General features: G+C 46.8%; 17 protein-coding genes. 7 read left to right on the forward strand and 10 right to left on the reverse strand.

The window, feature by feature from the left end; genetic code table 11:
• Positions 1-57: 57 nt before the first annotated feature.
• The 5 genes from VIC_RS18895 to VIC_RS18915 form a co-directional block, all read right to left on the reverse strand.
• A complete protein-coding gene (locus VIC_RS18895; protein WP_006961805.1) occupies positions 58-699 on the reverse strand; it encodes an alanine--tRNA ligase-related protein in 642 nt (213 codons plus the stop codon).
• A gap of 2 nt (positions 700-701) precedes the next feature.
• Positions 702-1,166, reverse strand: coding sequence for a GNAT family N-acetyltransferase (locus VIC_RS18900; RefSeq protein WP_006961806.1), 465 nt, complete (start codon positions 1,164-1,166; stop codon positions 702-704).
• A gap of 110 nt (positions 1,167-1,276) precedes the next feature.
• Positions 1,277-3,457, reverse strand: a complete 2,181-nt coding sequence (glgB, locus tag VIC_RS18905; RefSeq protein ID WP_006961807.1) for a 1,4-alpha-glucan branching protein GlgB — start codon at positions 3,455-3,457, stop codon at positions 1,277-1,279.
• 253 nt (positions 3,458-3,710) lie between these two features.
• The gene (malQ, locus tag VIC_RS18910; protein WP_006961811.1) at positions 3,711-5,891 is read right to left on the reverse strand and encodes a 4-alpha-glucanotransferase; all 2,181 of its coding nucleotides are present in this window, start codon (positions 5,889-5,891) and stop codon (positions 3,711-3,713) included.
• A gap of 100 nt (positions 5,892-5,991) precedes the next feature.
• Positions 5,992-8,445 carry a glycogen/starch/alpha-glucan phosphorylase gene (locus tag VIC_RS18915; RefSeq protein WP_006961812.1) on the reverse strand — a complete coding sequence of 818 codons (2,454 nt, stop codon included), beginning with the start codon at positions 8,443-8,445 and terminating at the stop codon, positions 5,992-5,994.
• 556 nt (positions 8,446-9,001) lie between these two features.
• On the opposite strand from VIC_RS18915, the gene malT reads away from it, so the two are divergent.
• On the forward strand, positions 9,002-11,710 hold the full coding sequence (malT, locus tag VIC_RS18920) for an HTH-type transcriptional regulator MalT (protein WP_039952207.1): 2,709 nt from the start codon (positions 9,002-9,004) through the stop codon (positions 11,708-11,710).
• A gap of 47 nt (positions 11,711-11,757) precedes the next feature.
• Here malT and VIC_RS18925 read toward each other — a convergent pair whose 3' ends face one another.
• Both VIC_RS18925 and VIC_RS18930 read right to left on the reverse strand, forming a co-directional pair.
• Positions 11,758-12,681 (reverse strand): LysR family transcriptional regulator, encoded by a 924-nt coding sequence (locus tag VIC_RS18925; protein ID WP_006961815.1) that lies wholly within the window; start codon positions 12,679-12,681, stop codon positions 11,758-11,760.
• A 15-nt stretch (positions 12,682-12,696) separates the two neighbouring features.
• The gene (locus VIC_RS18930; protein WP_006961817.1) at positions 12,697-13,188 is read right to left on the reverse strand and encodes a GNAT family N-acetyltransferase; all 492 of its coding nucleotides are present in this window, start codon (positions 13,186-13,188) and stop codon (positions 12,697-12,699) included.
• Between the two features lie 325 nt (positions 13,189-13,513).
• Here VIC_RS18930 and VIC_RS18935 point away from each other — a divergent pair, with 325 nt between their 5' ends.
• Positions 13,514-16,390 (forward strand): alkaline phosphatase family protein, encoded by a 2,877-nt coding sequence (locus tag VIC_RS18935; RefSeq protein WP_006961818.1) that lies wholly within the window; start codon positions 13,514-13,516, stop codon positions 16,388-16,390.
• A gap of 67 nt (positions 16,391-16,457) precedes the next feature.
• On the opposite strand, the gene VIC_RS18940 is transcribed toward VIC_RS18935, so the two are convergent.
• Complete coding sequence (locus tag VIC_RS18940; RefSeq protein ID WP_006961819.1) at positions 16,458-16,814, reverse strand: YibL family ribosome-associated protein; 357 nt, start codon at positions 16,812-16,814, stop codon at positions 16,458-16,460.
• Positions 16,815-16,887: 73 nt separating this feature from the next.
• Positions 16,888-17,526, reverse strand: a complete 639-nt coding sequence (locus VIC_RS18945; RefSeq protein ID WP_006961820.1) for a CatB-related O-acetyltransferase — start codon at positions 17,524-17,526, stop codon at positions 16,888-16,890.
• A 221-nt stretch (positions 17,527-17,747) separates the two neighbouring features.
• Between VIC_RS18945 and VIC_RS18950 the strand changes: the two genes are divergently transcribed.
• The 3 genes from VIC_RS18950 to VIC_RS18960 all read left to right on the forward strand — a co-directional run bounded on the left by VIC_RS18950 (position 17,748) and on the right by VIC_RS18960 (position 20,854).
• Positions 17,748-18,533, forward strand: coding sequence for a DUF4344 domain-containing metallopeptidase (locus tag VIC_RS18950; RefSeq protein WP_006961821.1), 786 nt, complete (start codon positions 17,748-17,750; stop codon positions 18,531-18,533).
• A gap of 38 nt (positions 18,534-18,571) precedes the next feature.
• Positions 18,572-18,958, forward strand: coding sequence for a thiol-disulfide oxidoreductase DCC family protein (locus VIC_RS18955; protein WP_006961822.1), 387 nt, complete (start codon positions 18,572-18,574; stop codon positions 18,956-18,958).
• Positions 18,959-19,192: 234 nt separating this feature from the next.
• The gene (locus VIC_RS18960) at positions 19,193-20,854 is read left to right on the forward strand and encodes a methyl-accepting chemotaxis protein (RefSeq protein ID WP_006961823.1); all 1,662 of its coding nucleotides are present in this window, start codon (positions 19,193-19,195) and stop codon (positions 20,852-20,854) included.
• A gap of 43 nt (positions 20,855-20,897) precedes the next feature.
• Here VIC_RS18960 and VIC_RS18965 read toward each other — a convergent pair whose 3' ends face one another.
• On the reverse strand, positions 20,898-21,815 hold the full coding sequence (locus VIC_RS18965; protein ID WP_006961824.1) for a GlxA family transcriptional regulator: 918 nt from the start codon (positions 21,813-21,815) through the stop codon (positions 20,898-20,900).
• A gap of 106 nt (positions 21,816-21,921) precedes the next feature.
• Between VIC_RS18965 and VIC_RS18970 the strand changes: the two genes are divergently transcribed.
• Entirely contained in the window at positions 21,922-22,440 is a 519-nt protein-coding gene (locus tag VIC_RS18970; protein WP_006961825.1) for a cysteine hydrolase family protein, read from the forward strand.
• Positions 22,441-22,784: 344 nt separating this feature from the next.
• On the forward strand, positions 22,785-24,365 hold the full coding sequence (locus VIC_RS18975; protein ID WP_021455271.1) for a S8 family peptidase: 1,581 nt from the start codon (positions 22,785-22,787) through the stop codon (positions 24,363-24,365).
• The last annotated feature ends 116 nt before the right edge of the window (positions 24,366-24,481 follow it).

Genomic DNA, 24,481 nt, shown 5'->3' on the forward strand with positions numbered 1-24,481 from the left:
AGTGTAACCAATCCTTGTGTTAATTAGCCACCGTTCAAGATAAAAATGTATGATAGATCAAACCACTAGGCGTATTTCTACCCGCTCTTTCCCTCGGCCAATATTCTTACGTTTCAACGCTATTTTTCCCACCTCAGAGGTTCTTCTCAGGTGTGTACCGCCGCATGCTACCTGAGCGAACCCTTCGACGCGCCAAAAGCGCCTTTCACTCGCTTTGTCCTCAAACTGACTCTCAATTAATTGACCTTTATTAATCAGGGCTTGAGCTTTATTTTCAAACTCTGGAAGTAGAGGGGAGAGACTCTCGGGCCAGACGAAGTCAATTCGGCTTTTGTCTTGACCAATATGCGCCCCAATCTTTTCGATATCAGGATAACTTTGTGTAAACAATTCAAGTATCACCTCTGCTGCAAAATGGAGCTTCATCAGAGCGTAGCGACGAGTCCAATTAATCACGGTAATAACCTCGTCACCAACCTGAAATGGCGGTTCTGCTGCTAGAGTGTAGGTAATCTCTGACCCCTGCTTTTGTGCACACTCAACCTGAATGCCTGCGATTGTACCCTCATCACTTTCCTGACCGCCTGACTCAGCATAGAATATGGTTTTATCCAGTCTGAGATTACGGCCCTCAATCCAACTGACGGTAGAAAGCAGCTCAGTTTGATAAGGATTTTCCCAGAATACTTTTACCGTCATGGTTATCGCCTCCATTCATATAGAATGTCCGGCAGTCCTTCTTCGTTTTCTGCATCGCCGCCAATCGCAACAAAACCATGTCGCTCATAGAATTGCTGAGCTCGAATGTTGTTTTCGAACGTTCGTAAACTCAGGCGTCCTGACGACTGCTGTTTCGCCATTGCCAAAAGCTGGCTGCCGATCCCCATTGACTGAAACTTTCGATGGACATAAAGCTGATTGATTTCACTGTCACTAATGGCAACAAAAGCTACCGATAGACGCGTCTCGTTGCTTAGCGCCACATAGATTTTATGCGTTTCAGGTAAGATGTGATTGAGGAAAAATGCTTGTGATTCAAAGGTATGTACCGGGGGGATACCAATCGCCTCCTGCATTGAATCTCGCCACAAAGACACGACATCATGAGTGTGGCCTGGCTTAAAAGTTGTCACTTCAAAGCGCTGTGTGGTTTGCGTCGTCTCCATTCGCTCTCGCAGTCCCTTTAACTATTCCATTCCCCCTACCTTAACGATTTAATCGCCAAAAACAAAAGGGCCAGTCGATTGACTGGCCCTTTCTGTTATCTGCATCAGCATTACTTCAGTTTATAGAACACCGTAGCTAATGGTGGCAGACTGAGGTACAAGGATTGAGGCTGACTTTCACTCTCAACCTCTTCTGTCACCACACTCTGTTTCACCTCATAACCACTGCCGTTATAGCGCTGGTCGTCCGTATTAAGCAGCAGTTCATATTCACCAGCCAATGGTACACCTAATCGGAACTGATCGTGAGGAACAGGGGTAAAGTTGGTGATAACCAGGATACGCTCACCATTATCGCTTAAACGTTCGTGGGCAAGAATCGAAGACTCAGCAGCATCCTGCAAACGCCATTCAAAACCTCGTGGCTCGCAATCCAGTTCATGCATCGCGCGTTCAGAGGTGTAGAGCTTATTGAGATCTCGAGTTAGCGCTTTCACACCTTGGTGGCGTTCAAACTCCAGCAGGAACCATTGTAGCTGATCGTCATGATTCCACTCCGCCGTCTGACCAATTTCAGCCCCCATAAAATTGAGCTTCTTACCTGGCTGAGCGTACATGTAACCAAGGTAAGCACGTAAATTAGCCGTCTGCTGCCACTCATCGCCCGGCATCTTATTGTGAATTGAACCCTTGCCGTACACCACTTCATCATGTGAGAGAGATAACACGTAGTTTTCACTGTGTGCATACACCAGTGGGAAAGTGATGGTGTCATGATGGTACTTACGGTGGACAGGATCTTCCTGAATGTATTGCAATGAATCGTGCATCCAGCCCATATTCCACTTAAAACCAAAGCCTAGGCCACCCATAAAGGTAGGGGCTGAAACCCCTGGGAATGCCGTCGATTCTTCAGCAATGGTCATCGCATTCGGGAAGTATTTGTACACTTCCTCATTCATCCATTTCAGAGTCGCGATGGCATCGTAGTTTTCGTTGCCACCATCGACATTTGGAATCCACTGGTCGTGACTACGCGAGTAATCGAGGTACAACATGGATGCGACCGCATCGACTCGAATACCATCAATATGGAATTGTTCAAACCAGTACAGAGCATTGGATACTAAGAAGCGGCGTACGTGCTCACGGCCTAAGTCGTAAATGTAGGAATTCCAGTCCTGATGCCAGCCTCGGCGTGGATCAGGGTCATGGAAAAGCGGTGTTCCATCGAAATTAGCCAGCCCGTGATCGTCGGAAGGGAAATGAGCTGGAACCCAGTCCAGCACCACACCAATTTCAGCTTGGTGACACTGGTCGACGAAATATTTAAAGTCATCCGGCGAACCAAATCGACTCGTTGGTGCAAACAACCCAACAGGCTGATAACCCCAAGAGCCGTAGAAAGGATGCTCAGAGACTGGCATCAACTCAACATGGGTATAACCCATATCCACCAGATAAGGAATAAGCTGATCAGCCAATTCACGGTAGTTCAAGAAATCGCCATTATCATTGCGACGCCATGAGCCCGCGTGAAGCTCATAAAAAGACAACGCTTCCTTACGCTTTTCCGTGACTGGTCGGCTTTGCCACTGATTATCCTGCCAGTCGTAGCGAGAGTGATCATAAGTCACCGAGGCAAAGGAAGGGTATTGTTCTGCATACGCTCCCCAAGGGTCTGCCTTATGCGGCAGTCCTTCACCATTTGGCCCTTTCAGCTCAAATTTATACTGAGTCCCTTCTTCCAGACCTGGAATGAAAATGCCCCAGATACCGTAATCGAGACGCTGCATCGGTGTGCGTCGGCCGTCCCACTGGTTAAACTCACCGACTAAGCTACAAGCTGAAGCATGGGGTGCATAAACGAGGAAACGAATGCCCGAAATCTGCTTGCCATCGCGCTCAAGCGTAACAAATTGCGACCCCATATGATGGTACATATCTTTAGGCGTATGCAGGTCATCGTACTCTGCGTAGATAGTGTGATACTGATATGGGTCATCGATCAGTTGCTCTTCGCCTCCCCAGTGAACAGCTAACTGATAGTGAGTAAATTTCAGATCGCGTTGTTGCTGCATGATAAAGCCAGACGCATCTTCGCGTACCAGCTCAACACGTTCTTCTCCTTCAATCACCAGCTCTACTTTGTCGGCACCGGGCATCCATACCCGAAGAGCACCGTGTTCCGGATCTAAGAAAGGCCCAATAAACGAAAATGGATCCGCATACGACGCATGTGAAAGTTGGTTATACACTCTGGTTTTTTTGTCTAGTGTTGCCGCTTTCAAGTTATTCTCTCCCTAACCTAACTTTCTAAAAAATCCCGAAAGTCTGCTTACTTTTGAGGTGGATAATTGCGGACAGGAACGCTGGTTGATAAGCGTTAAAATCGAGGCGCAACGTAAACAGCTTCTAGTTTTATAAAACAAAGCCCGCTAATGATTGCGGGCTTAATATAGCGTTCTGAAAGTTTACCGAATTCCGGTTTCACATAGAGTGATAGAGTCGATATTTTTCTATGTTATTCGAGATAAGATCCTGTTATTTACTGACCTTAGCACGCACTTCTGTCAACTTATGCGCAATGCGATTCACCCCTTCCTGAGCAAATACTTCATCTAGATTCATCGACAGTTTACGACGCCAGTTTGGATACTCCTCAACGGTGCCAGGAATGTTGACTGGCTTGTCCATTTCTAGCCAATCTTCTAGCTGAACACTGAGCAGAGTGGAAGAACCCGCAGCAACGTGCAATTGCAGCGCTTCTGCAAGATACGAATCCATTGGAACGTATTGAGCATCACGCCCTACGCCTTCTGGCAGATAACCATGCCATGCCACAGAGTCTAAAATGCCCTGCTTACATTCAAGACGATCAGCAAACAGGCCTTTTAACTGCTCTGGATCTGGGTACAGACCCAGCTCTTCGCCCATCTTTAAGTCGTCACAGTGCCAGAAGCCACGTAAAGTCGGCATATCATGCGTACATAGCGCAGACATAGATTGCTCCGCGTAGTGCGCTGGTGAAATAAAGCCACCATCTTCCTCAGACGTTTCGAAGAAGAATACCTTGTAAGAATGCACACCTGCTTCACGCAGAATTTCGACAATCTCGTCTGGCACAGTACCTAGGTCTTCACCGATCACGCTACATTGATGGCGATGAGATTCCAGCGCAAGAATTGCTAGCATATCTTCAACTGGGTAGTAGATGTACGCGCCTTTCGTTGCGTTTTCACCTTTCGGAATCCACCAAAGTCGTAGCAAACCAAGAACGTGGTCAATGCGCAGCGCACCACAATGCTTCATATTGGCGCGTAACAATTTGATGTACGCATCATAACTGGTTTCCTGAAGCACTTGAGGGTTCAATGGCGGCAGACCCCAGTTTTGACCCAACGGGCCAAGAATATCTGGCGGTGCACCAATGCTGGCATCCATCACAAGGTTACCGTCATCTGCCCAAGTTTCCGCACCTGAGTCAGCGACACCAACCGCTAAATCACGGTATAGGCCAACGGACATGCCTTTCTCTTCAGCTAACGCCTGAGCTTCATTAATTTGGATATCCGCTACCCACTGTAGGTACATGTAAAGGTGTACTTGGTCGTGGTTCTGTTCAATAAACTTCTGAACCGCTGTATTTTCAAAACGACGGTACTCATCAGGGAACACAGGCCAACCCCAGACGTTGGAATCTTCAGCGTGCAGAGAAGCATGCAGAGCATCAAACGCTGCTTGATGCATCAGGCTGTCACCGCCTTCCTCCACAAACGCAAGGAACGCTTGAGCGCGCTCAGTGTTCTTGTCTAAGTGGCGCTTTTTGAATTCACTGAACAGCAATGGTAATACGCTCAGCTTGAGATCCGCCACTTCGGTGTAATTGACCCAATGCGATTCGCGAGCTTTTTGCAGACGTTGCTGGAATTCCGCGCTGCCGACACGTTGCTGAGCTTCAATACTCAATGCAAACTCAGGAACAGAACTGACATCAATGTACATGATGTTCAACCAACGGCGTGAAGACGGGCTGTAAGGGCTCGCCCCTTCTGGGTTCGCTGGGAATAGAGAATGAATCGGGTTCAAACCAACAAAATCACCGCCACGGGACGCAATATCAGCCACCAACTGTTTCAGATCACCGAAGTCACCGATACCCCAGTTGTGCTGAGTGCGTAAGGTGTAAAGCTGAACACTCGGGCCCCACATTTTTTTACCACTGTCGATCTCGTCTTGCTTGAAACAAGATCTCGGCGTGACAATCAGAGTCATCTCATAAGGGGACTTACGACGCTTACGAGTGATGGTTAGCTTGTGGTAACCCCACGCTAAATCACTCGGCAATGCAAACACTAAAGGGCCACCCTCTTTACGCTCATCACGAACGATTTGAGACTGAAGATAGCCTTCAAGTACCTCTCCCTGCTCGGTATCTAAACGCCAGCTGAACTCGCTTTCACGAGCGCTAGCACCAAGATTTAGTGCCACTTCAACCGGATCACCATCACGTACTACCAGTACCGGATCCAGGACATCCTTCTTGTGTTTTTTCTCTGCCGATTGCAGAAGAGTTTCATCATTTGTCGTGTCGTAGCCTAAAGACGCCAGTAGGTAACGAATCGTTTCATCGTCAACTTTTGCCTCATCTCCCCACGCGCTAACGTAGCTGTCGACAATTTTTGCCATTTCAGCGACTTGTTTTAATGCGTTTTGTTCTTTCATCGCTCTCTCCGAAGGACTGAATACCTTCAACATGTAGGGTTTTTATTAATATGTAATTAAGAGAGCCAAGGCTTTGCAGCCTTGGCTTTATTGTTAGGAATTAGCGTTTAACGCTTTCTAATTTCCAGATGTTATTGACGTAATCTCGAATAGAGCGGTCGGAGCTGAACTTGCCAACTAATGCCGTATTCAGAATCGCTTTCTTCGCCCAACCCGCTTGGTCACGGTATTGCTTATCCATGTCTTCGTGCGCCTTCACATAAGATGCAAAGTCGGCCAGACATAGGTACGGGTCACCACCATCAAGTAGGCTATCGTATGTTGCACGCAGTTTACCTGGTTCACCCGGAGTGAATTCTTCACCTAGCAATAGCTCCAGAGACGCTTTCAGTAGTGGGTCTGCGTGGTAGTAATCAAATGGGTTGTAACCTTGTGCTCGTAACGCTTCAACACCATCAACTTCTAGACCGAAGATGTAGATGTTGTCGTCGCCGACTTCTTCACGGATTTCAACGTTTGCACCATCCATAGTACCGATAGTCAGTGCACCGTTTAGAGCCATCTTCATGTTACCTGTACCTGACGCTTCTTTACCCGCAGTAGAGATTTGCTCTGATACGTCAGCAGCAGGAATGATGATCTCTGCCATGCTCACACGATAGTCAGGGATAAACACAACTTTTAGCTTGTTGCCGATACGAGGATCGTTGTTCACCTTCTCAGCAATCTTGTTGATCGCATAGATGATCTCTTTCGCTAAGTGGTAACCTGGTGCCGCTTTAGCTGCGAAGAACACAACACGTGGCGCCATATCGAAATCAGGATCGTTCAATAGACGGTGGTAAAGTGACAGAATGTGCAGCATGTTTAGGTGTTGACGCTTGTACTCGTGCAGACGCTTGATCTGAACATCGAAAATCGCGTTGGTATCAAGTTCGATACCCATGTTTTCAGACACCCAGTCCGCAAGACGCTGTTTGTTCTCTTTCTTCACAGCCATGAATTCTTTCTGGAACTTCGCGTCATCCGCAAACTTAGCGATTTGCTCTAGCTGTTCCAGTTTTGCTGGCCATTCTGTACCAATCTTTTCTGAAATCAGTGCAGACAGACCTGGGTTACAGAATTTCAGCCAACGGCGTGGCGTGATACCGTTAGTCACGTTGTGCAGACGAGTTGGATACAGTTCATCAAACTCAGGGAACAAGTCACGTTTAACCAGTTCAGAGTGCAGCGCAGCTACACCATTCACCGCGTAGGAACCGATCACACACAAGTTCGCCATACGCACCATACGGTGGAAACCTTCTTGGATAATCGATAGCTTTTGCTGTTTAGCGACATCACCCGGCCACTTCTGACGTACTTCCTGCAGGAACAGGTGGTTGATGTGGTAAATGATTTCCATATGACGAGGAAGCAGACGTTGAATCAGAGACTCACTCCACGTTTCCAATGCTTCTGGAAGCAATGTGTGGTTGGTGTAAGCAAACGTCTTTGAGCTAATATCCCAGGCTTCATCCCAACCTAAACCTTTTTCATCGATCAGGATACGCATCAGTTCAGGAATCGCGATAGTCGGATGAGTATCGTTTAGCTGAATGGTTTCGTATTTTGGAAGCGATGCCAGTGTGTGGCCAGCTTCTTCGTGGCGACGAAGAATGTCACGTACCGATGCTGCTGAGTGGAAGTACTGCTGCATCAAACGCAGCGTTTTGCCTTTCTCGTGGTTGTCGTTCGGGTATAGAACTTTAGTGATGTTGCCTGCATCGATTAACGAGTGCTGAGCTTCGAAGTAGTCACCATTGTTAAAGCTCGCTAATGAGAATGGCGCAATAGCCTGACATTCCCAAAGGCGCAGTGGGTAAACCGTATCAGATTCATAACCCACAATTGGCAAATCCCATGGCATTGCTTTTACAGACATGCCTGGAACCCAACGACGCTTCTCTTTGCCGTCCTCATGGTAAACTTCAACGTGACCGTAAAAACCAATTTCCTGAGCTAGCTCAGGACGTGCAACTTCCCACGGATAGCCTTCAACACCACGCCATGCGTCTGGCGCTTCTTGCTGATGACCTTCTTGGAACGACTGTTTAAACAGGCCGTACTCATAGTGAAGACCGTAACCTACGGTTGGGAATTCTTGTGCCGCTAGAGAGTCCATGAAACACGCAGCCAGACGACCCAGACCGCCATTACCCAGTGACGGGTCACGCTCTTCTTCAAGCAGGTCTGTTAAATTTTGCCCCATCTCTTCCATTGCTGCTGTGATTTGCTCGTACAAACCAAGGCTGATCAAGTTGTTGCCTGTCAAACGGCCAATCAAGAACTCAAGAGATAAGTAGTTAACGCTTTTTGCGTTAAGGATTTTGTCATCCTGCTCCGTTTGCAGCATATCAAACGTAGTCAGCTCAGCCAGAGCTCGGCCCATTGCCAGATACCAAGCGCGGCTGTCAGCTTTTTCAACCGTCGTAGCGTACGTCGCGGTCAGATGCTTCTTGACGCTTTCCTGGAATGACGCCTTATCAAAATTTTTCTGTTGCGTAGGTTTCATTAGAGAAATCTCACTTATTGGGTTTAATCCATCTGAGACATATCGTGCATTGACACGACAACCAAAACATCCTCCCAAATACACGGCTTATTAGGAGGAGGATGAAGGGCGTAGAGGGCGTATGACCAGAGGCTCAGTGATCTAACTCTCAAATCAATTGGGCTCACACCTAAGCTCTGGTGATAAAGATCACACCATCAACGGATTTCACCTTAACGCTGATGTATGAATGTTAGGTGTCTGGATTCTCAATAAAATAATCAATATGTTCATCTGATCACATATTGAGCGGAAGATTTACGCAACTTTCATTGTTTTTGGTGCAGAAGGAGCGATAACTCTCACTTATAAAATCAACATAAAGTGACAAACATCACAAATAAAGGGCGTAGAGGCAGGCAAAGTGTGAAATACGCGAAAATCTGGTGGTTGATCAATAACTGTCGCTATTGTTCTCAAGTAACATCCCTGTCATTAGGTCTGATTGACTAAGTTTTAATCAACACACTCCGAGTAGAATCTGGATTCGAGAGTGTTTAAGAACAGGGAAAAGAAGATGTGGATTCCTTCGAAATTAACCCGTCCGGGACGTTTACACAACGCAATTGTCCGCCCAAGAGTTCTCGATTTATTACAGCAAGCCCCCTGCTATAAACTGGTCCTATTCCGCTCGCCAGCGGGTTACGGGAAGACGACTATGGCCTCGCAATGGCTGGCTGATAAAGCCAATGCGGGCTGGTACAGTATTGATGAAAGCGACAACGATTCGTTCCGCTTTATCAACTACCTGCTACAGGCATTGAATAAAGCTACACATAACGCTTGTCCAAATTCTCAGAAGCTGGCTGAAAAGCGCCAGTTCTCTTCACTTCACTCCCTTTTCAGCGAAGTGTTTGCCGAGTTCGCCAATTTTCATCAAGAGTGTTATCTGGTCCTGGATGACTACCATCTTATCTCTAACGATGATATCCATGAGGCGATTCGCTTTTTCCTCAAACACATGCCAGACAACCTAACTCTAGTTGTCACCAGTCGTGCGACACCGCCGCTCGGTACGGCTAACTTACGTGTTCGCGATCTGATGATCGAGATTGGTGACGAATTACTGGCATTCGATACAGAAGAAACCACCCGCTTCTTTAATCAGCGAGTCGCAGATGGGATTGATGATACGACTGCTGACAACTTAAGAAACTATGTCGAAGGCTGGCCTTCAGCATTGCAACTGATCGCGCTTCAGGCTCAACACCAGCACAAAACACTGGCTCAATCCGCCGAGTCATTCTCTCAGTTTAATCATGCCCATCTTTGGGATTATCTGGTGGAAGAGGTGTTTGACCTACTGGATGCAGAAACACGCCTGTTCCTGCTGCAATGTTCTGTTCTCGATCACTTCAACGATGTGTTGGTTTCTACTCTGACAAAACGTGATGATGCGCTTAGCATGATTGAGTCACTCAATCGCTACGGCCTATTCATCCACCCACTTGAAGGCGAACAGAACTGGTATCGCTTCCACAACCTGTTTGCTGAATTCTTATCCCATGAGCGCTCGGCACGTATTCCTCAGCAAGAGCAAGAACTGCATCAAACCGCTGCCAAGGCGTGGTTGAATTTATCTTCTCCACATCAGGCGCTTCGTCACGCACAAAAAGCGGGGAACCGTCAGCTTACTGCAGACATCTTGAGCCAATATGGCTGGAAAATGTTTAACGGTGGTGAGTTACAAACGGTAGAAAAAGCGATCAACACCCTCGCCCCTGAGCAGCTCTATAGTGAGCCAAAATTGTGCATGCTTCAGGCATGGTTAGCGCAAAGTCAGCACAGATATAATGATGTTGGCGATCTGCTATCCAAAGCGGATGAGCAAATGAAAGCGCTCAATGTAACGCTGAGCACTAAAGAACAGGGCGAATTTAACGCTTTACGTGCGCAGGTAGCCATTAACCAAAATGAACCGGAAAAAGCGCTCGAGCTCGCTGAGTTATCTCTAGGACAACTTGATAGCACGGTTTACCGAAGCCGTATCGTAGCAACGTCCGTTGTTGGTGAAGTAAACCATGTGCTAGGTCATCTTAGCCGCGCATTGCCTATGATGCAGCAGACCGAAAAGCTGGCACGTCAGTATCAGGTTTACCATCAGGCGTTATGGGCGATGCTTCAGCAAAGCGAAATTCTAATTGCCCAAGGTTATGTCCAAGCAGCCTTTGAAGTGCAGGAAAATGCCTTCAAGCTGATCGAAGAACAGCAGCTGCAGCAAGTTCCAATGCATGAGTTTCTGCTACGTATTCGTGCACAGATTTTCTGGTGCTGGAATCGTCTTGATGAAGCTGAGGAATGCGCCTATAAAGGCTTGGATGTACTGGGCAATCACAGCCCAAGTAAGCACCTACATAGCTACTCTATGCTGGCACGCATCGCTATTGGCCGTGGTGAGCTGGACAAAGCCAACAAGTTCATTGAGCAAATTGTTCACCTACAGAAGCAGTCTACCTACCATGTTGACTGGACGGCTAACGCTTCGTTGTCTCTGATTCTGTTCTGGCAGGCACGAGGCGATATGGAAGCCATCCAACATTGGCTGGAAACCACACCTCGCCCAGAAAAAGCGTGTAACCACTTTACTCAACTGCAGTGGCGTAACATCTCCCGTGCACAGATCAATCTAGGTATGTTTGATGAAGCGGCTGAAACGCTTAAATTCCTTCAAGAGCAAGCGAATCAAAACAGTCTGGTCACGGACAATAACCGCAACCTGATTGTTGAAGCTGTACTGGCGACCACACAGCAAGATGAAGAGCGCGCTAAGTTACTGCTCAAACAAGCACTGGAACTGACAAATCAGACGGGTATTTTGGGTAACTTCCTCGTTGAAGGCGGCAAGATCGGTCATATTCTCGAAAAGCTGGTCAACAAAAATGAGTTGGGTGATCTTGAACGCCATCGCGCTCAGCAGCTGCTCAAAGATATCTCGACAACTCAACGTAGCCGCTCGGTTCACTTTGATGAAGAATTTGTTGAGAAGCTGGTTAACCACCCGAATATTCCAGAGCTGGTGCGCACCAGTCCACTAACTCAACGTGAATGGCAGGTACTTGGCCTGATCTATTCTGGCTTTAGTAACGAGCAAATTGCTCAGGAGTTGGATGTGGCGGGCACCACGATCAAAACTCATATTCGTAACCTGTACCAGAAGCTCAATATCGCTAACCGAAAAGAGGCGATAAAAACAGCAGAAAACCTACTGCAATTAATGGGTTACTGACACTAGACCCTCAATCTCAGCAAAAAGCCCTGACTATCAGGGCTTTTTTACATCTGCTCAACGCCAGAAGCGTGCATCAGCTTCAAATGCCGCTGTAATGCCGCAAAGCTCTGCTCCCGAAACCATCGATGGGCAGGATCTTTTTGATACTGACTGTGCCACAGCAGATAGTAACTATGCTTGGGCAAGTCGAAGGGCAATGGTTTTACAACATAGTCAAACCGATTGGAGAAATAGCCCGCCAGATGCAAAGGCGCGGTAACCAGCGCATCACTCTGACAGACCAATTCCATTGCCGCAGTAAACGATGGCACTCTGGCGATCACCTTACGGCGAATCTGGCGCTGTTCAAACTGCTCGCCCACATACTGACGCATCTCTCGCATACCATGCACCATCACGTGAGAAGCATTAAAATAATCATCCATTTCAAGGCTAGCCTGAGCCAGCGAATGACTACCAGACATCAGCACCACATATTCGTCTTCAAGCAATTTTTTGCCGTAGATATTCTCAGGAAAGTAGTCGAGTGTGGTCGCCAGTACATCAATCGGGCTGTCACCGAGAACGCTGACATTCTGATCTTGCCACAGCTCTCCATTTACCCCTGCGTTTGGCGCCAATTTGAATAGTTCAGAAGACACCAGAGGCACACTCGATTCAGACAGAAATGCAGTGTAGGCCAGTCTAAACTCTCGCTGACAAGCATGAGGCGAAAACTCTTCCGCCGCATAAAGCTCATCTAATGCCCCAATCAACTCAGGCAGTTGAGCGAGCAACTGCTGGCCTTTAGCACTGACCACAAACTGTTTGCCTTCCCGAATCAAAATCGGGTCGTCAAAGGCCGTCCTTATCTGGCTCAAGGTTCGGCTCATCGCAGACTGGGTGACGTTGAGCTGCAGTGCCGCCTCGGTCAAGCTACGAGTTTGGAGCAGTACCAGCAATGGGCGCAGCAGTTTGTAGTTATTCATATCACCTTCTTAGCATCACAAAATTTTAAGCATCCAAACATCGCAGCCATTGTGCAAGGTACCTTCTAGCGGTGCAGTGAGGTGTTCGAATTCCAAGCTTTCGTAGAGACGCACCGCCGCAGACATATTGGATAAAGTGTCCAGATAGCAACGCTCAAAACCTTGTTGCTTAGCAAATTCTAAACAGGCCAACGACAAGGTTTTCCCCAAGCCAAGCCCTCTACTCTCTTTGAGTAAAAAGAGCTTCTTCAATTCACACGTTTGCTCATCTTGCCCAAAAGGCGCAACACCACAACCGCCAACCACCTTGTCATCCAGGAGCGCAACTAAGTACAAGCTTCGGTTCCGTTCATGATAATGCTGACTCATATTGTCGACCTCAGCATCAGACGGCCCAAACCCTTCTCCCACAGCACCATACTCTTTGCCGACCTGCTTGATTATCTGGCAGATCGCTGCATCGTGTTGCGCTGTGATAGGCACTATACGAAGGTTTTCTTGGCTCATAGTCATCTCTCTTCAATATCATCTTGAACAGCTAATAAGGTAAAGCCAATCAAGAATGAATTAAAATCACTTTAAATCATATTCACCATGATAAAAAGTCATCATTTGAGACTGGGAAATCCCTTCCCATCTCTTAGGGTTTACATTGTAAATTAATCTGAATTACAGCTTTTCTCACTAGGATTAATTATCTAACAGCAACGACAACTGGAACCAAGTCACATTCTGACGCTATCAAATCGAGGCTTTGGTCAGCCTGTTCTTGCACTCTCCCATAAGCCTGCCAGAATGAAAATCATCAGTATAATGAATGAGATAATAAGTAATGGCTTGGTTGAGAAAACGGCTTCTTCCTGCTGCAATTGTGGCAGCAGTTACCCCTTTAAGTTCGGCTTACGCCGATATCGGCGATACCCCAGTGATCGGTGGGCTATTTAACTCAACAGAAGTACTGAAAAATCAAATCACCTCGTCATTGTCCTACTCCACGCGCTTTGCTCGTGACATGACCCTGTTTACCATTGGCGGTCTCACTCTAGAGACCTACCTACTGACATTACCACTTGATGCAAGCACGAAAAGCCGGGTCATGACACAGCTTGCCGATCCGACGTATTCCATTCCTCTCGGCTATTTTCTTTATCAGTTCTACGATCGCTACACAGGAATAAGCAGTGACGATGAATTTAAAACCTACCTGCAAACTGTGTATGACAAACAAGCTCTGAAAGGCTTTGAGCACTCGCTCTTTGCTCTAGAGGAGAAAGCCAAAAAAAAGCCTAAGCAACACGCTAAAGATCAGGCTCACCACGAAGGCATCCAAATTAATGGTCAGTTTATGGCGGCTATGGTGACCGTATATGACGCTTTGGTTCAGATTGGCGAATGGCAAGATATGGATCGACTGCCTGAGCAATACACATATCTGACCAAGTCACCTGAGGATTTAGCACTGGTCGCCAAAATTCAACCTATCGTGGTTGGCATCATGCAACAAGCCGCCTCGGGGATGGAAGAGAGCGACATGAAACAGGCCATACTCGGCATTGTGGCCGATGGTGCAGCCGACAGAGCCAGCGAACCGAATAACAAAGCACAAGCGTTAACCATTACCTTAATTGATTTTGTGCGTCTCAATGTGCTGAAAGCCTATCGTCAGTTTGTCTATCAGGATGAGAGACAAGAACGCCTCAATGACTGGCTACAAAACGCGTTTGATGATCACCCTCAACAAGCAATTGAGTTTCTCGAGTCACAGCAGAACCGCCGCTTTGCTGTTCAGATAACGGTCGACGGGTTGCAACAAGGGTTAATCGAAGGGTTGGTTGATCCAGATAAGCCTTTTCTCTCCCACGCTTACCAACAACATCTTAAGAGTACTGAGCTCGGCAGCCCTGTCGCAACAAGCAGCCCAGAACACGTTCAATCCATGCGTTTTCTTCAGGTTCTATCAGAACAAACGTATCGTGACCCTTATTACTTACCGTTCTTCAAACGGCTTTACCAAAACCATATCGACTCCATTGCTCGGGTCGGAATATCTTCCACACCGACGATCAGCGTAAGAAACCTGCCTATCATCAAAACAGGGGCAAAAGTCTCTGGCGAACAGGGAACAGGAATCCCGAATTTCCACTTTGTCGACCGAAACGAAGACAGAGCCTATTACTTCTTTGGTAATGATGCCCTTCAACTCGATCGCTTAATGCAGGCCAATCAGGTTCAGACGATGTTTGACCGACTGGTTCACCTGAAAACGCTTAACTGTAACGCCCAATACGACTGGAATGCTCACACCAGTTACGACGGTCTGGTTAACCTTGGCGCAGGCGAAGCACTGCGTGACTTTGGTGAGAAACGTTGCTTGAGAGAACTGAATGAAAGAGCCGAAGTGGAAAACGTGCTAACGAAGCAGCGTCAGTCCCTCATCGATAACATTCAAAGCTATCAACAGATACCGCTATGGGACTTCTACACTAAGCTGACCCGCAAATGGAAGATTGAACAGGACATCGCTACTTATGCAGAGCTTGATGGGCAAGGGATGCCAGATTACGCTCTGATCTACAATCCGTGGCCGGATCATTTTGCTCACTTTGTTGGCCCTTTTAGCGATGAAATCATTATGCCAACAGGTGAACTTAACCGTCTCGATTACTGGATACGTCAAATTGAACAAGCGTACAAGGACGCCGGTATTTACCAGCAGACACTTTTGGGAATGGCGGGGGACCATGGTTTATCTCCGGTCTACTACACCTTAAATCCGGAGAAAGCGATCTTTGAGCCACTTTCGGAATCACTCGACTACCCTCTAGTGATCAAGAAAATCTCATCTGATGAAGGCGAAGGACCAAAGATCACCAATGCATTAAATTATCCGAGTAACAAAGGTGTTGATGTGGTGGTAGCCTCTACCGCTGGCGGTAACTTCATGATGGATATGTTTAATTCGCAATCGGGTTGGCAAACACAACCTGTCTATTCGGAGCTGACCAACTGGACACCGGTCAATGCACCACAAGGGGAAAAGCTGGACATCATTGCAGAGTCAGTAGAAAAGCTTTCAGATAGTCTCGACTACTTGGTCGTCAGAGAATCAACCTGCGATGAGACAGAGTGTCAGGTACGTTTGGTCGCTCAGCGTGACGGCAAACGAATCGATGAGCTCATCATCAAACAAGGAGAGCGCTATTTCTACAAAGCCAATTGCAAAACAGCGTTACTGGAAGTCAACAAACTCAACCCTTATCTGCCTTCACCAAATCAAGCAAAGCTTGAGAAGTTTGCTCAGTTGATCAATCAATGTGTCAACCGAGCAGACATCGACAACCCACAAAGCTGGTGTGATGAAATGCAATGGCGCGAACTGACTCAGTTTACGCCTAGGCCTGATTCAGTGGTACAACTCGCTAAGCTTTACGCCGAACCGCGAGCAGGTACAGTGAATTTGTTCCCTCGGGAAGGCATTGGCTACAATACGAAAGTTCCGGGCCGTCACGCAGGCGAAAGCTATTTGGAGAAGGACGCCTTTATCGGATTTTGGGGCGCTCCAATTGGCAAACAAGCTACGCCACTGAGTAGTGAGGAGAACGGCTCTCTGGCTCCGACTCTGTATCAATACCTGACCGGAGATGACGTCAAAGCCGGAGAAAATGGCTGGGGATATCCATCATTGCTTAGCAAACTCGATATTCACTAAGCCTCCTTCAATAACAGAAAGCAATAACAAAAAAGCGCCTTACGGCGCTTTTTCAGCTATCTGGAAATCAGAATTTCTTCGGTGCGTAACCAGTCATGACTTCAAGTCTCAGCTCTTTACCCAGCTTAGTCATTGGGTGAACCACGATTAGACCTTTGACTGACCTTTTCAGCTTACCCATGTCTGCTTGTTCTTCTTTAGTAATTGCACGTGAGAACGGCATGTCAATCAAGCTCTTACGCTCTTTGTTCATGTCGTATTTCTGTTTGCTTTTCATCACGTGAATTTTTTTGCTTAGCTTATCTGCTTCATCAGTGAACTTAGTCACCATTTCCTGATCACCACGAGATTTCGCCGCATCCAGCTTACGCTGACACTTGTCCAGACGATTGTGAAGGTTTTGAAGTTCTTGCTTAGTACTCATGGTATTGATCTCATTGAAACAGAAAAGGGCGGCGAGTGTAGCACAAGCTGACTCGCTGCCCTAATTTTAGTCGTTAGACATGTTTTTGGTCGTAATCTTTCATGGCTTTTTCGAGCAATTCGAAGTCTGGTTGAGTCAGAAACTTACGCATCGCAGCAAATTTCTCTTCAGGCCACTGGTAGATTTCCAGTGCCACCAGCTTCTCTATCAGCTCAGGGGCAAAACGATGCTTAACCAATCTGGCAGGGTTTCCGCCGACAATCGAGTATGGTTCCACATCTTTGGTCACCACACTGTTGGCCGCTACAACCGCACCTTCACCTATGGTCACGCCCGGCATGATCATGGCACGCATGCCTATCCATACTCCATCATGAATGACGGTATCGCCTTTACCTTGATAAGAGCGCTCAACCTCTTCCATAAATGGATAGAGACAAAACCAGTCCGTTCTATGGTTGTGATTTCCACCCATCAAAATAACGGCTTCTGCTGCAATGCAAACATAGTCACCGATATAGAGCTGATCAATATCCCATCTCGGCTGCCATTGCTTACTGATTTCGTCACCATGCAAATAGCGGACGACGGACTGTTCAAAACCGTTATCCCAACAATCGCTGTAGTAGCTGTGAGTCCCTTTGATATGAATGTTTTTGTTCTGTACCACTTGATGCAGTAACTGAAATGTCGACCAATGTTTTTGTGACATGACAAAATCCTCAATGTTTAATTCAGATTTGCCACGGAACGAATTTCGTGGCGTTGCTTAGACGTTCAGCTAAACAACGCTTATTGGATGCGCGGCTGCTTAAGCAGCGGGATGATTTTCATGGTCAGGTCTCCTTTCGAGGTGCAACTTTACGCGAAAAGGCGGTTTTTATGTCAATATTGAGTCAGCATATTAAATATACAGATAGATTGAGTTTGCCTATGTTTAAACACCTTTTCCCGCTGGCAATTGTTGCTATGACGACAGCGATCACGCCGGCGGCATATGCCGCTGAGAAGAACATTCAGATCCAATACCTGCCTCCCGCTAACCAAGCAGAAGAGCAAATGAAAGCAGACATTGAAACAAGCGGAGTCAACGATACCGTAATAGAGTTGTCAGATACGCTGTTCCCGTTTAACAAGACGCTAACGATTCAATATGGTAGCGAAGACGGGCCACTTTATGACCCAGAAAAGCACACGGTGCATATGCCTTATCACTTCTATCAAGAGGCACTGGATTACTTTATCAAGAACAAGTACGACGAAAAGTACGGTAAAGAGGCCAAACTTGGAGCGATGGACACCGTTTTACACACGCTGCTCCACGAAGCAGGGCATGCATATATCGCCGATCAAAACATTCCTATTCTCGGTAAAGAAGAAGATGCGGTGGACAATCTTGCTGCGATTTTAATGATCGAATATTTAGACGATGGTGATGAAGCCGCTATCAGCGCTGCTGATATGTTTGCTTTTGAGTCCGACGACAGGCCAGATTACTACGACTTTGGTGAATACATCGATGAACACAGTTTTGACTTGCAACGCTACTTCTCAACTTTATGTTTGGTTTACGGCAGTAACCCTGAAAAGCACAGCAACTTGCTGGATGAAGTAGAAAATGATTACTTGGCTGATCGAAAAGATTTTTGTGTTTTCCAGTACCAGTCGCTCAGCGATATCTGGCACACTTATTTAAAAGAGCCTGTGGCTGATCAATGAAGTCGTGTATACGTAGAAGATGAAAAAAGGATAATCCTATGACTCAACTTACGATTTTCTACGATGGTACCTGCCCACTGTGTGTGAAAGAAATGGAGCGCCTTGCACACTACGACAACCAAGAGCATTTGATGCTGGTTGATATTCACTCCGAAAACTTCCTCAATTATCCTGAGATTGACGCCAGACATGCGACTAAAATTCTTCACGCATTGGATAACAACGGGACGCTTCTGCTTGGTTTAGATGTGACTTATCTCGCATGGAAACTGGTCGGAAAAGGCTGGTTGTACGCTCCATTGCGTTGGAAGCTCATCCGTCCAGTTGCAGATTGGTGCTATCTCAGATTTGCAAACAACCGATATACCATTTCTAAGCTGCTGACTGGAAAGCGAAAATGCGATTCCGGTCAATGTTTCCGATAAAATAGGACTAATGTCTAACATCGAACACGAATTAACCTATCAAGATTCACAGTCCTACGTCGATAAATTGGCTAGTCTTATAAAATAAACGTTTGGAACAATGCCCTTCTTTTACTCACAAACTCGAGCAGAAGAAGAACGCGTGAACCAAATTAATAACAACAGGCGTTTCATACCAGAAGCAGCTCTGACAATGTAAAAACGCCAAAGACCTTTCAAAGACAGGATGTTTGTATGAGTCTAACTATTCGAAGTCGCCTGTACATTTTGGCGCTTGTTCCTTTACTGGTAATTGCACTGGGCATGCTTGGTTTTACTTACGTAAAAACCAGTGAACTCAATGACCAACAAATCGATGTAACCCGCACTAACATGATGAACATGAAGAAAGCGGAACTGAGAAACTACCTTCAAATGGCAAAATCTGCCGTCCAACCTTTTCTTGATAGAGGCGCCAGCCTAGAAGAAGCCTACCCAACCCTAAAGACTTTAGAATACGGTAAGACAGGTTATGTGTTTGGCTACGACTCTAAAGGCATACGAAGAGTCCAAGGTCAAAGTAGCAAAGGGATTGGCGACAGTTTCTGGAACCTACAGGACAAACAAGGCAATTACTTAATCCAAGATCTGATACGTAACGCCAAAACAGGTGAATTCACCACATACTACTTCCCGAAACCGGGAGAAACCGAAGCATTACCTAAGCTGAGTTACTCTATATTTATTCCTGAATGGGATTTGATGCTAGGTACTGGTTTCTATACCGACGACATCGATGCCATTGTGGCTGAAATGGAAAATGCGACGACGGAAGCGCTACAGGAAACCCTCTCTGCCATCATTTTGTTCTGTATCGTGATCGCTGGTATCGTTGCTGCCTTTGCTGTGGCTGTTAACCGAACCATTCTTAAGCCATTAGAAATGTTCGATGCTTCGATCAGTTCTTTTGCCAGCGGCGATGCGGATCTGACCGCCCGTATGGAAGATTTCAAAGCGCCAGAATTCTCCCAACTTAGCAAAAACTTCAATGCTTTTGTCGCTAGTCTGCAAACCATCATTCGAAGCGTCAGTGATGTAGGTCAGCAAGTTGTTTCCGAGACCAGCGACATGACGGGTCGCGCAGCGAAAGTAGATGAGTTGGCCTCAGGTCAACGTCAAGAGACTGAGCAAGTAGCAACCGCGATGACCGAGATGACCACAACAGCATCTGAAATCTCGAACAATGCCAGCCAAGCGGCGCATTCTGCCAAAGAAGCTGATGACAATGCCAAAGAAGCACAAGGCATCGTCAATTCTGCCGCCCAATCGGTGGAAGCGCTTGCCGAAGAAGTCTCTCAGGCGAATGGCGTTATTTCTCGTCTTGAAGGTGATGTGCAAAACATTTCTTCCTCTTTGGAAGTGATTCAAGACATCGCAGAACAAACTAATCTGCTGGCACTGAACGCAGCCATTGAGGCCGCTCGTGCTGGTGAGCAGGGTCGTGGATTTGCAGTTGTTGCCGATGAAGTTCGTAAACTGGCGAGTCGTACCCAAGACAGTACTGGTGAGATTCACCAGATGATTGAACAATTAAAAGCTGCATCGGACGACGCGGTAAGAGCCATGGAATCAAGCCAGAAGCGTGGGGCCAGCACGGTAGCAGAAGCCAATGCTGCTGCTCAGGCGCTGATTCAGATTCAGGAATCCATCGGCACCATCATGGATATGAACTCCCTAATCGCAACCGCGACCGAAGAGCAAAGCTTGGTAGGCCAGGAAATTTCACAGCGCATAGTGGTGATTTCTGACCAGAGCTCTCAATCGGCTGAACTGGCCAACGAAAACCGTTCAGGCAGCCAAGAGCTGAATCAACGCGCCAATGAGCTGTACGAATTGGTAGACAGATTTAAGGTGTAAGCCTCCAACTCCCAGAAGCCCGCAATCATTGCGGGCTTTTTATTTATCGTCTAAAGCGCCGACGAAACTCCCCCGGGGTCAGCCCCATTATCTGACTGAATACCTTGCGACATGCACTCGCGTTTTCATACCCTACCTGATGGCTTATCCACTCAAAAGAATGAGTTGAACCTTCCAGGTAGTCACAAGCCTTCTGCACCCGTACTCGCTGCAAATACTGGTTTGGATTCATGCCTGTGGCTTTCATAAATCGACGCTGAAAAGTTCTTTCGGTCAAGTTTGCTTCAACAGCCAATTGTTTTACCGACACTGTCCGAGAAAAGCAGGCACTGATTCTGTGCTGAATTTCAACAATTGCAATATCACCATGAGAGAATGATGGCGTGAATTGCTGATAAAACCTCTGTTCTCTTGGCGCAGTATCGATGACCAACATCTTACCCAGTTGTCGCATGATTTGTGGTGAAGCATACCTGGATACCAACTCCAGTCCGAGATCCAACCAAGACATCATGCCACCAGCTGTAATCACATCGCCATGATCAATTAAAATTTGATTTATCTCCATGGGCTGCGATGGGTACTGTGACTTAAAGGTCTCAGCTAGCCCCCAATGGGTAGTCAGAGTCCTTTGTCCACCAATCCCTGACGCCGCCAAGATAAACGCGCCAGCACACGCCGACGCAATCACACTGCCACGTCGGTGTTGCTCAACCAGCCATTCGAGTACTGGTGCTTCTGGTTTTCGGTAGAACTGATCGTCAATGCTGGGCGGGAGCAGCACGACATCAAATTGCTTGGGAGGCATATTACACGCGTCAATAATGTGCGCTTTGAACTCCGTCTCAAGTTCACTCTCACGGCATGCTCGGTTGGCTAACTGAAAAAGCTCTTCAAAACCAAATACGGCCGATTTGAGAGCAAAAGGATAGTTAAATACGGCAATATTAATCTTAGGCATACAATGTCGTTTTTAGCATTATTTGTGTCATTTTAGACTCTAAAAAGCCAAAAAATAAAGCGCCATAATGACTCTACTTTGAACGATACCAAACAGGAGAGACAAAATGAGCCAGAAAGCACTACTCGTCATCGATCTACAAAACGACTACTTTCCAACCGGGAAATTCCCTCTTTGGAACACAGAGAACACGTTAACCAATATCAAAGCAGCGATTAAAAAAGCCCAACAGAAACAGATTCCTGTGATTCACATTCAGCATATTGCAGACCCTGCTATGGGTATCGCCCCCTTTTTCAACAAAGGTAGTACAGGTGCAGATATCCACTCAGAGATCCTCGCAAGCGCACCGGAAGGGGATATTGTCGTTAAATCTTTCGCAGACAGCTTTGAACAAACAGAGCTAGAAAATGTGCTCAAAAAGCATGGGGTAACTGAATTGATTGTTTGCGGCATGATGACGCAAAACTGCGTGACTCATACTGCGATTTCCAAAGCAGCAGAGCAATATGAAGTATCTGTGCTGGCCGATTGTTGCACCACCACAGATGAAATGATTCATAATATCGCCCTTCATGCCATCTCTACACGTGTTCCGTTGATAAACACTGAGCAACTGATTTAAGCCTCAGTAAGGCCTCTTGTCTAACAGGGGCCTTCTGCAAACCCGTCATCCAAAATAAATCACTATTGCCTTAGCACGTAGATTCCACCACATAGAGCAAAAGCTCTCATTTATGATTCTTATCCCACGATTCAAGAAATAGTAATAAGTCAATTTCAATAATCTTATAAACCACGCGCAGATTTATAGACTAACTAAAACAACAATATGCAACATATTGGATATATGCATAGTGTGAATTCTGTAGTCAGGTTCTCTTTGAACCACGAGAACCCACCTGACATGCTTGATGTTTGTAGTAGGCCATGTTCAACAATCTCTTTTACTATTCAAAGGAAGACAGTATGTTTAAGAAATTATTAAGTTGTTGTATCGCCTCGACTCTTTCAGTGATCTCAACCTCGGGGCTTGCGCAACAGAACGAAGGAGGAGCCATTGCATCTGAGGATCAAATGCTTGCGCCTTTAATGACGGCGTCGGCAGAATCTGCGATTAAAAATCAATACATCGTTGTGCTAAAACAGCCATTAACGATGAGTAACGACCAACAAGCCCTTCAGCAGTTTACGCAGCAAACCGTTTCTGGTTTAGCTAGCCAACACGCCTTTAAGATCGATAAAGTTTATGACCGTTCGTTAAGTGGTTTTGTAGCGACTCTTTCGGCTGAACAACTGAAAGCACTTCGTGCAGATCAACAAGTTGACTTCATTGAGCAAGACCAAATCATCTCACTTGATCCTGTCGTCTCCGCCAACGCGACTCAGACTAACCCAGTTTGGGGATTAGATCGAATCGATCAACGTGATTTGCCACTCAGCAACAGCTACACCTACAACTACGATGGTTCAGGTGTGACCGCTTACGTTATCGATACTGGTGTAACAAACACTCACGTTGAGTTCGGTGGCCGCGCAAGATCAGGTTATGACTTCGTCGATAACGATAGTGACGCAACCGACTGTAACGGTCATGGTACTCACGTAGCGGGTACCATTGGTGGCTCACAATATGGTGTGGCGAAAAACGTCAATATCGTAGGTGTACGTGTACTAAGTTGTAGCGGTTCAGGTACAACTTCTGGCGTCATTGGCGGTGTTGATTGGGTAGCAGCAAACGCTTCTGGCCCATCAGTAGCCAACATGAGCTTGGGTGGTGGCGTTTCTACAGCGCTTGATCAAGCGGTTGCCAGCGCGGTTCAATCAGGCATCAGCTTTATGCTAGCAGCAGGTAACTCCAACGCTGACGCTTGTAACTCTTCTCCAGCTCGCGAGTCTAGCGGCGTAACTGTAGGCTCAACAACCAGCAGCGATAGCCGCTCAAGCTTCTCAAACTGGGGGAGCTGTGTTGATGTATTTGCGCCAGGTTCAGATATCAAATCAGCTTGGTACGATGGTGGTTACCGCACCATCAGTGGTACATCAATGGCAACACCTCACGTAGCAGGTGTCGCGGCTCTGTATCTGCAAGAAAACAACTCTCTGTCACCTGCTCAAGTATCAACGCTGATCAGTGAACGTGCGAGCGTAAACAAAGTCAGTGATACTAAAGGTACCGTGAATAAACTGCTATACAGCCAAACCGACAGCGGTTGTGACCCAGATTGTGGTACACCTTCTCCAGATGGTGAACTCACCAACGGCACACCTGTGACTGGTATCAGCGGCAGCCGCGGTGAACAGAAGCACTACTACATCGACGTGACTGCTGGCCAGACACTAACTGTAAGCACTAGCGGTGGTTCAGGTGATGCCGATCTTTATGTTCGCTTTGGCGCCAAACCAACGACTAGCTCTTGGGACTGCCGCCCATATCGCTACGGCAACACTGAGACATGCACAGTGTCTAGCACTCAAAATGGTCGCTACTACGTGATGCTTAATGGCTACACTAGCTTTAGCGGTGTCAGCGTTCAGGCTAGCTACTAACTTTCCCACTTTTCCTTAAACAATAATGCCAGTCAGCATTTGCCGACTGGCATTTTTTGATACTAAACACAGACAAATCTCTTTCTTCACGTCATGATACTTTACTCAATTCGGTA

Source organism: Vibrio coralliilyticus ATCC BAA-450 (assembly GCF_000176135.1).
In the GTDB taxonomy this organism is placed as follows: Bacteria; Pseudomonadota; Gammaproteobacteria; order Enterobacterales; family Vibrionaceae; genus Vibrio; species Vibrio coralliilyticus.

Excerpts from the sequence above, each read along its gene's own strand:
- VIC_RS18900 (WP_006961806.1), bottom strand. The coding sequence starts at position 1,166 with ATGGAGACGACGCAAACCACACAGCGCTTTGAAGTGACAACTTTTAAG.
- VIC_RS18950 (WP_006961821.1), top strand. The coding sequence starts at position 17,748 with ATGTTTAAACACCTTTTCCCGCTGGCAATTGTTGCTATGACGACAGCG.
- VIC_RS18960 (WP_006961823.1), top strand. The coding sequence starts at position 19,193 with ATGAGTCTAACTATTCGAAGTCGCCTGTACATTTTGGCGCTTGTTCCT.
- VIC_RS18935 (WP_006961818.1), top strand. The coding sequence starts at position 13,514 with ATGGCTTGGTTGAGAAAACGGCTTCTTCCTGCTGCAATTGTGGCAGCA.
- malQ (WP_006961811.1), bottom strand. The coding sequence starts at position 5,891 with ATGAAAGAACAAAACGCATTAAAACAAGTCGCTGAAATGGCAAAAATT.
- VIC_RS18930 (WP_006961817.1), bottom strand. The coding sequence starts at position 13,188 with ATGAGCCAAGAAAACCTTCGTATAGTGCCTATCACAGCGCAACACGAT.
- VIC_RS18925 (WP_006961815.1), bottom strand. The coding sequence starts at position 12,681 with ATGAATAACTACAAACTGCTGCGCCCATTGCTGGTACTGCTCCAAACT.
- VIC_RS18975 (WP_021455271.1), top strand. The coding sequence starts at position 22,785 with ATGTTTAAGAAATTATTAAGTTGTTGTATCGCCTCGACTCTTTCAGTG.
- malT (WP_039952207.1), top strand. The coding sequence starts at position 9,002 with ATGTGGATTCCTTCGAAATTAACCCGTCCGGGACGTTTACACAACGCA.
- VIC_RS18895 (WP_006961805.1), bottom strand. The coding sequence starts at position 699 with ATGACGGTAAAAGTATTCTGGGAAAATCCTTATCAAACTGAGCTGCTT.
- VIC_RS18970 (WP_006961825.1), top strand. The coding sequence starts at position 21,922 with ATGAGCCAGAAAGCACTACTCGTCATCGATCTACAAAACGACTACTTT.
- VIC_RS18955 (WP_006961822.1), top strand. The coding sequence starts at position 18,572 with ATGACTCAACTTACGATTTTCTACGATGGTACCTGCCCACTGTGTGTG.
- VIC_RS18915 (WP_006961812.1), bottom strand. The coding sequence starts at position 8,445 with ATGAAACCTACGCAACAGAAAAATTTTGATAAGGCGTCATTCCAGGAA.
- VIC_RS18940 (WP_006961819.1), bottom strand. The coding sequence starts at position 16,814 with ATGAGTACTAAGCAAGAACTTCAAAACCTTCACAATCGTCTGGACAAG.
- VIC_RS18945 (WP_006961820.1), bottom strand. The coding sequence starts at position 17,526 with ATGTCACAAAAACATTGGTCGACATTTCAGTTACTGCATCAAGTGGTA.
- VIC_RS18965 (WP_006961824.1), bottom strand. The coding sequence starts at position 21,815 with ATGCCTAAGATTAATATTGCCGTATTTAACTATCCTTTTGCTCTCAAA.